10 protein-coding genes and 2 pseudogenes are annotated in these 13985 nt (G+C 38.3%); all 12 read right to left on the reverse strand.

The features are described from left to right. Nucleotides 1-10: 10 nt before the first annotated feature. The 12 genes and pseudogenes from sapR to mazE all read right to left on the reverse strand — a co-directional run bounded on the left by sapR (nt 11) and on the right by mazE (nt 13867). A complete protein-coding gene (sapR, locus tag RG571_RS06020; protein WP_258430435.1) occupies nt 11-685 on the reverse strand; it encodes a two-component system response regulator SapR in 675 nt (224 codons plus the stop codon). A gap of 180 nt (nt 686-865) precedes the next feature. After that, complete coding sequence (locus RG571_RS06025) at nt 866-1762, reverse strand: class C sortase (protein ID WP_230340904.1); 897 nt, start codon at nt 1760-1762, stop codon at nt 866-868. Between the two features lie 73 nt (nt 1763-1835). Beyond that, entirely contained in the window at nt 1836-3533 is a 1698-nt protein-coding gene (locus RG571_RS06030; RefSeq protein WP_002339114.1) for a SpaH/EbpB family LPXTG-anchored major pilin, read from the reverse strand. Then, the gene (locus tag RG571_RS06035; RefSeq protein WP_308947556.1) at nt 3526-4839 is read right to left on the reverse strand and encodes a pilin N-terminal domain-containing protein; all 1314 of its coding nucleotides are present in this window, start codon (nt 4837-4839) and stop codon (nt 3526-3528) included. Before RG571_RS06035 ends, RG571_RS06030 begins: the two co-directional genes overlap by 8 nt. After that, a pseudogene (locus RG571_RS06040) lies at nt 4839-9344 on the reverse strand (SpaA isopeptide-forming pilin-related protein). Before RG571_RS06040 ends, RG571_RS06035 begins: the two are co-directional and overlap by 1 nt. 297 nt (nt 9345-9641) lie before the next feature. Continuing rightward, nucleotides 9642-10160: a phosphatase PAP2 family protein gene (locus RG571_RS06045; RefSeq protein WP_002286782.1), complete on the reverse strand. Its 519-nt coding sequence runs from the start codon at nt 10158-10160 to the stop codon at nt 9642-9644. Nucleotide 10161: 1 nt separating this feature from the next. Further along, a complete protein-coding gene (locus RG571_RS06050; protein WP_258430654.1) occupies nt 10162-10779 on the reverse strand; it encodes a YesL family protein in 618 nt (205 codons plus the stop codon). Beyond that, nucleotides 10776-11630: a carbohydrate ABC transporter permease gene (locus tag RG571_RS06055; RefSeq protein ID WP_002286786.1), complete on the reverse strand. Its 855-nt coding sequence runs from the start codon at nt 11628-11630 to the stop codon at nt 10776-10778. Before RG571_RS06055 ends, RG571_RS06050 begins: the two co-directional genes overlap by 4 nt. After that, nucleotides 11627-12154, reverse strand: a pseudogene (locus tag RG571_RS06060) (carbohydrate ABC transporter permease); the annotation flags it as partial. The pseudogene RG571_RS06060 and the gene RG571_RS06055, both read right to left, overlap by 4 nt. 106 nt (nt 12155-12260) lie before the next feature. Continuing rightward, nucleotides 12261-12446, reverse strand: a complete 186-nt coding sequence (locus RG571_RS06065) for a hypothetical protein (protein ID WP_002339123.1) — start codon at nt 12444-12446, stop codon at nt 12261-12263. An 849-nt stretch (nt 12447-13295) separates the two neighbouring features. Continuing rightward, a complete protein-coding gene (locus tag RG571_RS06070) occupies nt 13296-13637 on the reverse strand; it encodes a type II toxin-antitoxin system PemK/MazF family toxin (protein WP_002302307.1) in 342 nt (113 codons plus the stop codon). Then, nucleotides 13637-13867: a type II toxin-antitoxin system PemI/MazE family antitoxin gene (mazE, locus tag RG571_RS06075; protein WP_002323011.1), complete on the reverse strand. Its 231-nt coding sequence runs from the start codon at nt 13865-13867 to the stop codon at nt 13637-13639. The genes RG571_RS06070 and mazE overlap by 1 nt, the downstream gene beginning before the upstream one ends. Between the last annotated feature and the right edge of the window lie 118 nt (nt 13868-13985).

A 13985-nucleotide genomic window follows, 5' to 3' on the forward strand; every position in this document is an offset into this window, starting at 1 on the left:
GCTCATCCTTTCAGGGAACGATATATCCCTGTCCTACTTTTGTTTCGATATATCCTTGGATACCTGCCTGTTCGATTTTTCGGCGTAACCGATTGATGTTGACTGTCAATGTATTGTCATCTACAAATCGTTCGTCATCCCACAGTGCTCGCAGCAATTTTTCCCGACTTAAGATCTTTCCATTGTGCTTCATCAAAATAAATAATAGACGATATTCATTTTTGCTCAAATCAATGATCTCTCCGTTGATTTCCATACTTCCGTTGTCAACATTCAACGTAATGCCATTGTGGCTCATCATTTCACTAGATAATTCTGTGTAGTTGTAAGAACGGCGAAGTAATGCATTGATTCTTGCAATCAGTACATCGATTTGGAAAGGTTTTGTCACAAAATCATCTGCCCCCATGTTCATAGCCATGATCATATCCATATTCGTATTCCTGCTGGAGATAAAAATGATCGGTACTTTCGATACTTCACGTATTTTTTGACACCAATAATAGCCATCCAAAACGGGAAGATTAATATCTAGTAATACAAGCTGTGGTTCTTCTCTTTCAAAGTCTGAGAACACTTGATTGAAATCGGTCGTTCCAAAGGTTTCAAATTGCCATTTCTCAAGTTCCTCCATGATCAATTGTCGAATAATCTCTTCGTCTTCGACTACCATGATTTTTGCCATAAAAGATCCCTCCATCTTTCTTCTTGCTACTACAATATCAAAGAAGCCCTTGTGAAACAAGTTGGCTTACCTGGAAAATGTCATTTTAGTAAACGTTAAAAAAAACTGGAAATATGCGATTTAATCGCTTTTGTCTTTTCAATACAGCTTAAATTTATTATGTTATTCTTAACAATTGGTCTATGATCTGTTATTTTTCCTTAGTTGTTTTTGTCTTTTAAATTTCCAATAACACCAATAACCGAAAAGCGTTAGCACTAGCAATATACCTAGAAGGAGTATAAGTAATCGATAAAGATGGTATTTTTTTGTCTGTTCTATCTTTGAAGAGACTTCTTCTGTAAAGGGAACTCGCCTTCCTGTCACTAGTAATCGGTGAGTGTTCACGGTGTAAGGTGTACAAGTGATAAGTGTGACTAGATCCTGCTTTTCTCTGATTGCTAATGTATTTGTTTTTGTTGGAAGGACAACAATTTTCTCAACGACTTCATAAGCGAGCATCCGACCATACACTTCAAGATAGAATCGGTCATCTTGCTCCATTTCTTCAAGATCCGTAAAGAGTTTTTTCTCAGCAATACCGCTATGGCCGGTAATCACGGAATGTGTACTCTCTCCTCCAGTTGGAAAAGAGGTGCCTTGCAGGACTGTCGCTCCTCTATCTAACAAAAGATCATTCGTTTCATCAAATAAAGGCAAGCTAACATTGATTTTCGGAATATAGATGGCTCCGATCATATGTTGTTCGTAATATTCTTTTCCTGGATTTTGGACATTTCTAACCGCTTGCTCAAAAGGATCTTTGACTTGTCCCATTCCTGGGATTACTGATGTATGAGCAAGCGTCTGATTTTTCTTTTCATGCACTGCTAATTGTTGCTCATGTTTTTCTTCTTTATCGCGTTCAAGCTGCTTTTGATAATTCTCGATCCTTCTTTGATCCAAATAATTGCTGAGAGCATCTGCTAAAAATGGATATGTAAAAACTGCAGCTCCGGCAAGAAACATCACTGCCATAAATAATTGTAATAAAAGACTGATTTGGGTTTGAGGTCTATTACCTATTTTCTTTTTCATTTTCTTCACCTTCTTATTTAAAAAAACTGCAGCAACCTTTATAAAACCGATTGCTGCAGCTTATTTTTGTTGCTTATACTTCAGACTTCATTTTAGATTTACGGTACCAGCTGTACGCTCCAATCATCAAACTTATTCCGATTAGTAAGAATGCCAAGAGCCCGTTCCCACCAGTAGCAGGAAGTGACCCGCGTTTCATATTCGGTACTCTTTCTGGCCCTGGATTTTCTACTCCTACGATCTGAATTTCTTCATTATAGCTTCCATAAGAGATGATAAATTCAGTAAGGGCTGCCTCACCTGTTGGAAGTACATAACCTTCTGGCGCCATGGTCTCTTTCATTTGATAGGTTCCATAATCTAACCCTTGAACCTCAAAGTATCCATTTCCATCTGCGACAAATTCTGTTGCTTGTCCGCTTGTTGCCCACTCAATTCTATCTGCTCCTGATTCATAAACAGCTAAAGGCGACTCCCCTTTATAAAATATTGCGTATTCAGAACGGTCTTCATTCCACAATTCGAATCTTGCATCTTTAAGCAATTCACTGCTTGATGCATCATATTTTTCAAACTTTCTTCCACCTGTTGTGACTTTCTCTGGCGGCTCTACTCCTTCTTCATAATCAAATTCATCATTTCGTCCGATTTCAATAACCGCTGTGTTGTTATGGAAATCATCCGCTTCTAGTTCTGTGGAAACCTTCAAATTATACGTGATCGTTAAATCTCCTCCACGTGCATCTGCTAATCTACCTAAAGTATCTACTTTGGCTACTCCATTTTCTTCTGTCAAAATCGTCACGACAAACCCGTTGTTTACTACTTCTACTATATAATCTTGTCCTTTTGTTAAAATCGTCTCGCCGGCTCGCACTTCTATTTCCTGATCATAATAAGTTAGACCAACTGTAGGCGTATCTGTGATTTTGTAATTTTTGATAACAGCGCTTCCGTTTTCAAGGACAGAATCGATGAAATAAGGAATAGGTGCTGTGATCGTGTAAGAAGCCGTTTTTCCTCTTTCTAGATCAATATAAGAAATCGTTTCTTGTTCTCCAGCTTCATTAATAATCGTTACTTGTCTAAGGTCGCTTTCCTCTACATTCATCTGTTTATCTGCTTCTCTGATTTCGTTTTTCGGATACAAATGCACATCTGTATTGTATGTGTCTTTCCATGTAGAACCATCCCACACACCATTCACCATATCAGGCATCATCACTGGCATCATGACAACCATTGGAGACGCGATTCTGGAAATATGAGCTGGCGAATAAGTTTCTAAGAAAAGATAGACTTTATCTCTAGAAGAAGGTGCTTCTTCCGTCACTTGGACGGTAGAGAATACCGCTTCTCCAGCTTCATTCGTTGTTTGTTTGTCAATACTTGTCAGTCGATATTTTAAAAACCAACTTTCTGTGTGCCGTTTTTGAATCCATTCAATCGCTTCGGCAGAATTAAGACCGTCTTCTCGTTCCGGTGTTAAAGGATTATCTCGAATCAAATCGTAATATACTTCCGTTACGTCAAACAAATCAAAATCGACTCCTGGAATATTTTCTTCACCAAAATCCGTAGAAACCAATCCGCTATTCGGTCGTTCTTCCGGAACAGATGAGAAACCTTTTTTGTGTAATGTAATCGTCACTTCACTTGGTTTTTGTGCGACTTCTTCGGCTTTGACTAGTTTTCCGTTCCCGAAAATCCCTATTCCCGCAGTAACGAGTAACAGTACACTCATTCCCGTGACAATCATTTTTTTATTCATTTTTTTCTCCCCGTTCTTTTTTTATTAATAAAACAGCACCTAACAATAAAAGAATTCCTAGTAAAGAAATCAACGTTCTTGCTTCATTCGTTTGCGGGAATACGGACCATTTTCCTGATTGACCTGGATTGCTTGGACCACTCGGCTCTTTCGGTTTGTCCGTTGTTTCTTTTACGGTCTCGTTATAAACACGTGGTGTTGCGGATTCATAGGCAGAGACTGGAACTTTCCCGGATTCTAATTCAGCCATCTCCTGTCCGTTAACTACTACATATTGTGGTTGGCCTTTTGCATCCACCCAAAATTCAGGGATGATGACCTCGATTCTCTTACTTGCTTCATCCATCTCGTAACCTTCCACACCTTTTAATTCTTCAAAATAATAGGTGCCAGAAGGCAAGAAACGTTGTCCTGTCGTAACAAGGCCCTCATTATCCGAAATGAATTTGCTTACATTTTTGTCATTCAAAGGATCATTGTCTGCTGGTTTGATCCATTGATTTTTCAAGTCATTAGCAGGAGCCATATCTAAATAATATTTCTCCCCTTCTATCATCTGATATAGAGCAAAAACAGCACCTTCTAATGGTTTTCCTTTTTCAGTTGTTCCTCTTTGACGTCCATACTTGAAGAAGTATGGATCTCTTAGATAACCGACATTTTTAGGATAGATATGAATCTCTTGCAGTTCCTCGGTTGATTCTGTCGGGTGATAAATTGGCAAAATAGCAGCAATTGGGATAGCTGTCTGATCGATATCAACATCCAATCCAACTTCTGGATCAATCGATTCTTCGAAAATCAAATAAACTGCATCCCGATCTTGGTTTTTCTTAGGTGCTTTGATACGTGCAATCCCGTCTCCTAATCCGCCAACCGTATCTTTCCCAGTTGTTACCGAAGTCCCTATTTGGACAAGCCTTTCTTCTGTGATTAGCTGACGGATATTGTTTCTGTTCGTTTCAGCGATTTGCTGGACGAATTCTTTAGGAGTCATGTTTTCAGCATCTTTTTTTTCATGATAATAATCGGTCATGTCGTAAATGGCAAATGTCGCTCCATTTAGTGGCACCGTCTGTGAAATGATATCTGCTGTTTCCCCTGCTTCCTCAGAGATAGCCAAGCCATCATTTTCATGGTATTCAAATTGATCGTTATAATCGATATCTCGAATCATCCGTTTATGCAACACGAATTCCACGACATCTTCCCCTGATTCTTCTGCCGACATCGCCTGTGGAAGAAGGACTGCTGCAAGCGGTAGTAAAACAAGTAATTGAAGCATCAAACACAACAGCTTTTTCATTACCTTGCTCCCTCCTTTTTAGATTGTCTGACAAACAAACCATAGGCTGCTCCTGCAAGCGCCATGAAGAATGCAGCAAGCAGGATATAGAATAATCGTCCGGATCCTCCTGTAGCAGGCAACGGATTTTCAGGATCGTTCCCGACACTAAGCTGTAATCTGATTCGATTTGTCTCCAAAAGTTCATATTCTAACTCTTGCTGTAGATCAGGCGTCTCTGCTTCTTCGTTTGGATAATACGAAATCTCAACTTTTAGTGTACCCGCTTCTTTTCCTGGAACTACCCGATCATTTTCTATGTCAGGTTCTTCTCGATAACTAATTTCTAAAATAAAGTAACCTGGAAGTTTTCTATAGCTGTCAGGTGACTTCACTTCCTTGATCCGATAGACCCCTTCCAACAAGTCTGAAGCATTGAATAGGGAAGAATCGTTTGGATCTGGTGCCAAGCCTCCCTCGATGATTTCATACTCTCCTGCACTATTTTGTTTCTCAATTGAAAATTCTGCGCCTTCAAGACGTCGGCTATTCATACTGTTAATTTTCAAAAGTTCCAAATCGATTGGCGCTAGTTCATCTTCTAAGGTTACTTGTAGTACACCATCGATGATTTCATAGCCTTCCGGCAAGGGAGCAGTTTCGTTTTCGATGACCGTATCTTCAATGATAAACTTACCTTCTTCATTCAGTGCAAACTGGAACACTTGACCAGATAGCCGATACCCATTTGGTGCGACAGATTCCGAGACCTCATATTCACCGATAGACAGATGCAGAGGTTGGTCGTAATTTAAATCGACATACTTTTCTACTCCTACGGCACGAGAATAGAAGTATCCGATCCCAGGCAAACGTTTCGATTCTTCTGGTTCTAACGGATTACCAGTGTATGCTCGATACAGCGGGAAGGAAGAATCCCCCACTTTCCTGATATCGAAACCTGCACCATCTAATGTATGGCCTTCATGGTCTAATTTTCTCACTCGGATCTCCCGATAATCAAACGTATTGTAAGCAGTGAATGCTACCCATAAACGATCCTCTTCATCTGTTGTATACGTGAGATATTGCCAATTTTCTTCACCTGTTTGCTTGAGCTGGATAGTCCCTATACCATTATCGTAAAGTCGCAAGATCCATGTGTCATTTTCGTCAGGTTCTTTGAAACCTTCTGGGTTCTGGCTCTCAATGATTTTGTATTCTGCATAGTTGGTAGTTTCTTCACTATCCTTATAAACAAATGAATCTGGCTCTCCGATTGGATGAATAACTTTCTCACCATCCACGATTACATATTTCCCCTCTTCATCTACTGAATAGAACGTGAGCCTCCCTTTCTCTTCCTCCACTTCGTTCACACCAGAAAGCCCTTTCGCTACTGGATATCCGATTTCCAGTCCGTTACCATCTGTTTCATAAAGTTCAAACTCTGCGCCATTGATTGGCATATTACTGCCTTCAATTAGTTTATTGATATTCATGTGGATTGGCTTGAATTCATTTCGCATTTCCAGTTTGACATACAACTCATCATACTCTGTGCCTTCTATGTTGGGCTCTTGTACAACAGAAAGCTTGTGATATTCTCCTTCATAATAGGAATTCGGATCTTTACCTTCCGGTCCGCCGACTCTCGAACCAGATGTATATTCATCTACAAGCTCGTAGTGACCTAACATCTCATCTTCGTTGGCTGCATATTTTTTGATTTGGAATTGATACGTCTCATCTACTAACTGATAACGTGGTGGTCCAGCGATCTCTCTGATCCAAAATATGTCGCTGACTGCTCCAGTTTCATCTCCTAAAATCGGCATCTTCGTTTCAAAGATCGCTATTCCGTCCGTGGTCGTTTTACTTGTTTCGATTGGTTCGGCTTCCCCACTCTCTGGATTTTGGTCATATAATGCAAATTCGACTCCAGCCAACGGCTCGCCATTTTAACCCTTCTTGCTGACTTGGAAATTACGGCCTTTATGTTCGTAACGAATGGAAGGAGATGGGAAATACATCCGTCCAGTAGTGATATCATTCTCATAATCCTCCAGGTTCTGAATATAGGCCATATTGTTCACTGTGTAAAAATTTCCGTCTTGAGCTCCCGCATCAAGTTTTACTTGGTACTTGATCCTGACCATTTCCCCTTCACCTAAAGAAATCGGAGAAAATTTATAAGCTTGGTTTTCCCGTCCGACATGCGTTGTCGGAGTCGCCACTACTTCTGGTGGGGCTTGTCCATGACGTTCTTCATCCCATATTTCTGGCTCTTGGTACTTCATGCCATTTTCTCCTGGATCTAGATGGTAAAACTGAATATCTGCCGATCTGCCAGCTCCAAATGGTGAGACATTAAAACCAGTTTCATCATAAAGTGTGGCTTGCTGGATCGTTCTCTTGAAGGTAGAAGAGATATCCTCCAAGGCTGTAACAATGTCATTCTTGTTGTTCGCATTGTAATATCGCGGTGTTACGCCATCTTCTTCTAAATCAGCAATATTTTTCAATACATTTCGTCCAATAGCATCTAGTCGTTGTCTCCCGCTAACGTTTCCATCGATTCCTAAACCAATGGAGAAGATACTTGGCGGGTTCTCTTGATACTTGTTTTTCAGCCAATGATGATAAGCAACTGTGTTGATCGCAGATGACTTTTCTTGCGAAGTAGGACTGCCATTCGTATTGTTATTAGAAGAACCATCACCAACCCAGTGAGTCGCTTTATTATCTCCTTCTTTTACCTCTCCATAACGATAGTGTACATTTACTTCTTCTGGACGGTTAAAGTCAGATGCGTAGGTAACTGGATGAGTAAACCCTGCATTAGAAGTATTCCCAGAAAACTCCTCAAAATTTCTGAACAAAACGCCATTATCTTCAGCAATCTTATCTTCCATCACAGTCCAGTTGCTCCAAGCTCCATTAGTGCTCGTACGATAACTTGACTGAATCGGTGCATAACTGAAGGTCGGTGTCCCATCTCCCACAACGATCAGGATTTTTTCTGGATTTCTATTTTCTCCGCCATTGTCTTTATACAATGTTTCATAGCCATTTTTAAGCCCTAGTGTAAGCGGAGTTCCTCCGATTGGTGTACGATTTAATGCTGTATTCTCACTTCCCGTCAAACGATTGATATCATTTGTCAATGGAAAGATGTCCGAACTGATTTGCTCATGGTTATTGATAGCTGTACTATTATGGTAAAAATTCACCATACCGATTCGAATATCCAGACTCGGGTCAGAGAGCAGATCTTTACTCATTTCGTTTACTGCCTCAATCAACGCAGCATTTTTAGTTTGACTATTGGTCCCAGCGGTTAATTCACTCATACTCGCTGACTTATCTAGAACAAAAACGATATCGATTGGACTGATTTCCTTTTTCTCGCCCCCGATGACATCTAGATAGACATTGTAAAGGGTTGTTGCATCTTCAGGATGTAGATCAGATGCTGTGCTGCTTGGCAGAACAGGTTCTACCCATTTTTTGATGTACGCCCCGTTATAATCCAAGTAACTGTTTTCAAAATTCCGTTCATTTCCCCAAAGCTGAACGGTTTGAGCTGGAACGTTTCTATCTTCTTCGCCTGCAGTTGATCCATTATTAGTAGCATAGTCGTAATTTCGCCAGTTCGCTCCCCCGTTTGTATAATCACTATCATCGATCAGGTTCTCTCCGTCATATGGCGAGCCTTTGTCTCCTTGATAGCGTTCATTGCTTTGTGTCCAATTTCCTAACACTTTTGTATAGTCATTCGTTGTAAATTTCGGGTAGCGATGCTGTTCGTTTTCAACTTCTCCGCTAGGATAGATATATTCATAGGGGTCTTGCGTAGCTGTTGGCCCAAGACGCTCCAAAATACCGTTGAATAACTGGCGTTGAATGCGCTGGAGTGCTTGACCGCTGGGTACGATTGGTTCGTCCAGCTTTTCCATCTCATTTTCTTCGCTACGTTGAATTTCAGCGGAATCTTCTGTATCAGTTTCATTTTCTTGTAATTCTTGGTTATCTATTCTTTCATCAACCACCACTTGAAGAGGTAGTTCCCCTTCGTTCACATCGGGGATCTTTTCTGTTTCAAAAATCAATGTGCCGGTTTCTGCTTCTTTTGAATAAACTTTTCCGACATACCATTCTTGACCATCGATTGTCTCGACTTTTAGGTCTTCTCCATCTTCATCATAGGAGGATAGACCTGTTCCACGAACGTTTTTTACGGTACCAATCCCGGCGGCTGCCGCATCGATTGCTAAACGTATTCTACCTTCATTGGCACTTTCCTTTTTTTCAAAAGCCAGATGCCATTCAAGGGTTTCTTCTTTTTCAATATACTTCCCTTCAATTTTTGCATAGTCCTCATCTAAGAATACCTCATCCTCCTTTGTTTCTGTTGACTCAGCAGCTACATCCAGTGTCGCCATATGATAGACTGACTGGAAATATGGTCCAAATAGCAAACTGACAGTTACTAACTGCAAAAGCTTCAATTTTAACCCTTTCACATCCTTATACTCCTTTCAAAAATATTTGTCTTCTTTCACAACAATCAACAAAACAATGCCCATCTAATTATAATTTAATTTAATTTTAATTTTAAATCAAATAATATCCTTTTTAGTTAAAAAACACCAATTATACAACGTTTATTATTAAAATTAAATTATAAAATTTTATAACATTCTCATTTAACAAAACTTAAGTTATTAAGACAGATGAATAAACAACTACGCTTTCCTCGAAACAAAAAAATAAAGCACAAATGCGCATTTACGCACTCATGCTTTATTCGTACAATTAATTCAGATAACGGCAGCGCATAGGATGCCAATAACACTTCCTAAAATAGCTCCTCCTAAAATGTCAGTAGGATAATGTAAAAGTAAAAAAATCCTCGAATAAGCGATCAAACAAGCAAATAAAAAGGCTAATATTCCTGCAACTGGACTTAATTCGAACAACGCAGCTACTGATAAAAAGGCTAGCGCTGTATGTCCTGAAGGAAAAGAAGAAGTCTTCGGTTTACTTGTGTAAAGGACAAGCCGACGATTTTTTTCATAAGGTCTTTTCCGTCTTGTCGTTTTTTTGATAAAAAGCAAACCAACAAAAAAATAGATCAAACTGCCGATAAGAATGGCTAGACCATATTCTCTAGTATCAGGTATCAAGACTAAAACAGCAGCAAGGAGCAACCAAATAAAACCACCATTAGAGATATTACTGATAAATTTCAAAAAATTGATTTTTCGACTATCCGTTTTCCGTTGCTTGGCGAACTTGTTGATAATACTATCATCGATTTTAGCAATCAAACGCAACATGTTATTCCTCCTTTTTAAGAACCTTTTCTTGCGTACGATGGATAAAAAGCAGGACTTGAAAATAAAACAAGAAACTGAAACCTAATAAAGCAAAATAGATTGGTCCTGCAAACCAGAATGCGACAAGAAGGATCAACGTGCCTGCCAAATAGAAAAGCGCGCTTTTGAAATCATTAAAAAACAAGAAAAATGCAGTAATCCAAGAAGCTTCTTTTTGTTCCAGTTGAAGCAAGATTTTGCAACTAAAGAGAAGCGCGCTTAATAGAAGCAAAAACAACGTAGTATACATCAATGTATAGCCAATTCCCCCACCCCAATAGCGGAAAATCCGATAATCGATGAATAAAAGAAGAAAATAACTACTTGCTAAACTATCTTGCTTTCCATAAAGAGAGAAGTTCTCACGAAACTTTTTCCAGAATAGTGAACCGAGCTTTTTCTCTTCATTTTTTTTGTAATGATAAATCATATACAGAACTGTTCGACTTGCAGTTCCTAATGTGAAAACAGGCAAGACACACAGGAACCATAGTAGCTGTAAATGGATAAGACGTGGAATCCATTCAATGATTTCTAAGAAATAATCGTTGACTTTTTTACCAATCGATCGATTCATCATCCTTTTGAACCTCCTGTCAAATCCATCCCTTCAATGAAATAACGTTGTGCAAAAAAGAACAGCAAAATCGTCGGGATCAAGACAAGTGTTGCTCCTGCCATCAGATAATTCCATTGTGTCGTTGCTTGGTTCTGAAAAACTTGCAAGCCAATCTGTAACGTGTATTTTTCTTGATCTTGGATATATAACAGAGGACCTAAGAAATCATTCCAAGCTGCGTTGAAGGAATTGATCGCAATGGTAATCAAGGCAGGTTTCGTCAATGGAAGCATCAAATGACTCCAAATGTACAAATGATTCGCTCCGTCGATTTCAGCAGCTTCGATCAATTCATTATTGATCGATAAGTAAAATTGACGCATCAGAAATATATTGAACGCATTGCCGAAGAACGATGGAACGATCAGGGGCAAATAAGTACCTACCCAGCCGATCTTGGAGAATAATACATATTGAGGGATCATCGTTACAAACCCCGGGATCATCATCGTAGAAAGAACCAAAGCAAACATCAGCTTTTTCCCAGGAAAATCAAGCTTCGCAAATCCATAAGCAATAAAAGAATTTGAAAGGACATTACCGATCACTACTAGCACAGTGATGAATAATGTATTTCTTGCATAGCGCCAAAAAGGAAAGGCGGCAATCGTATCCAGATAGTTTTCCCATACGATTTTTTCTGGGAAAAAGGTCGGAGGATAACGAACGATTTCTTCCATTGGTTTCAATGAAGTAAACACCATCCAAAGCAATGGAATGATCAAAATGATTCCTATTACTGTCATGAGGACATAACTTAGTATTTTTTTTGTTTGCCGATTCACACTGGTCTTTTTGAAATAATCCATCATTTGCCGTCACCTCCAGAATAATAGACCCACTTAGGTGCAAGCTTCAAATTGACAAACGTCAGAACCAACACGATCAGAAACAGGATCATTGACATAGCCATCGCATAACCCATATCAAAAGCTACGAACGCCTTGTTCCACATATGCAGATTATAAAAAAGCAAAGAATTTGCAGGTCCGCCTGTTCCATTTTTCGTCATGACATAAGCTTCTTGAAAAATTTGGAAAGAACCGATCGTAGAGGTGATCACATCGTAAAAAATAATAGGAGTGATTAATGGCAAAGTAATACTTTTGAACTTTCCCCAAACGCCTGCTCCATCGATTTCTGCTGATTCATATAAAGATCTAGGAACATTTTGTAATGTAGCTAAGTAAAGTAGCATTGCTCCCCCAGAACTCCATATTTTCATCAAAATCAACGCAGGTTTCGTCCATTGTGGATCAAACAGCCAAGCTGGTCCAGGGATATGGAACCAGCCCAGAAATGTGTTGATCAATCCTGCAGATGGAGAAAGCAGCTGCACATCTGTTGCAACTTCACTTTCTGTCTCATCCAGATAAATGATTAAGGAATCGGGAATTGCAATATCTTCAGCTGACGCTGGAATAGTTGAGCTAAATTAGTCATCATATCTTTATTATAAAATAACTAACAGCAAAAAATACGATGAAAAACAAACTTGGAACTAATGTATCATTAATAAATGTTGAAAGATTCAGCAACTCATTACTGTATGATTTTAGCAGCCCAACCAACATATACCCTATAAAAGCTAATAAGATGGTTAGGAATCCTTTAGAATTTTTACTCATTCATAAACACTTCCTTAAATAGCTTTTATTATAGAAGGTATTGTAAATAATAATATTGACAAAAAGTGACTCAAAATAAAAAAAACCTTACATTATACTGGAATGAACTGTATTGATAGTGTACCTAAAAGCTCTACTGACATAAGATCGTGTAATCGGTAAAGTAATTTTATTAATTATACGGGATGTAATCAATTAGAGAATAAACTAATCATAAAAGGTACTTTTACATTCATAATTGTCGCTTTGAGATTCTACTTTGGTTCACTATCTGACCCAATTGCACATTTTCGATCATTACAAGTATTGGTGTCGTTAGAACAACTAAATAAAAACTAGCGGTAGATTTTTCAGAATCTATGCTAATTTCTGTATGGATGTTCCAGTGATGGCAAATTTCTCTTTTCATTGTTTTTCTTGTCGCATGATATGCCTTTTTGTGTTATTCAGTTAAACTATAGAAATTCTTTCCTAGACAGATCTTGATCCCAAATTTTACGTTTTTGAGCATCGATATAGTTTAAAATGACATTACTCATATCTAAAGAGTTTAGATTTTTTAGGACTAAAACTGTCAGTTGTTCTTTTTCTTCTTTCTGTTAAAGTATTGTCGCGACTTTTCGTATACGTTAAGATATGTCGTGAAAAAACAAGTTTTGTGACACAAAAAAACGAATGACTTGAGGAAATCACCTCAATCATTCGTTTAAAATGCTATATATTCTTTAGTTTAAGATACGGAAATTAATCCCATCGACCACACTAGTAGAATGAAGGACATTTACTTGGCCTTTTTTTAATTTCGTTATGTTTAGCATATAAAAATATTATAGAGTTTACTTACAATGCTTAAAACATATACTGTATAATCTGATCAATTTTAGCCATGTCTTGCAATGGTAAGTTTTCTATTTTTTTGAGTTTTCGTTCCTTAAAATCAAGAGATTTTAATTGTGAAATAATTACTTGTCCTTTTATATCTAGCTCTTCAGGTAATGAGTAACGTGTCGGTAAATTCTTTATAGTGGAAGTAATTGGACATATGACCGAAAACATTGTTTTACGGTTAAATTCATAACGAGAGACGACTAGTCCTGGTCGTCTTTTTTGAATTTCTTTTCCTACGGAGGGATCAAAATCAATCCATACAATATCACCTTTTTTAGGAATATAAATTCTTTCTTCTGACACTATAAAATTTCTCTCCCTTCAGGAGTTAAATCTTCCCATTCGTCTTTCTCATAATACTCGGCCTCTTCCCCACCACTAAATGGATCTTCAATTTTTGGAACTAACGTAATTGTTCCATCATCAGAATACACAACGATATATTCTTGGTTTTCTGAAGGTTTCTTTCCGTTATCAGAAGGTAAAGTTACCACTACAGAACTTCCTTGTAATCTAGATTTTGTAACAAGCATTATCATCACTCCCTTAATAAAAGTATACTATATAACACTAAGTAACGCAAAATTCCCCTTTGTAAACTATCTAGAAAATTGTTTTGTTTAAAGTATATCTTATTGGATATAAATAGAA

Origin of the sequence: Enterococcus sp. FR204, from assembly GCF_031143325.1 — a bacterium.
Taxonomy (GTDB): Bacteria; Bacillota; Bacilli; order Lactobacillales; family Enterococcaceae; genus Enterococcus_B; species Enterococcus_B faecium.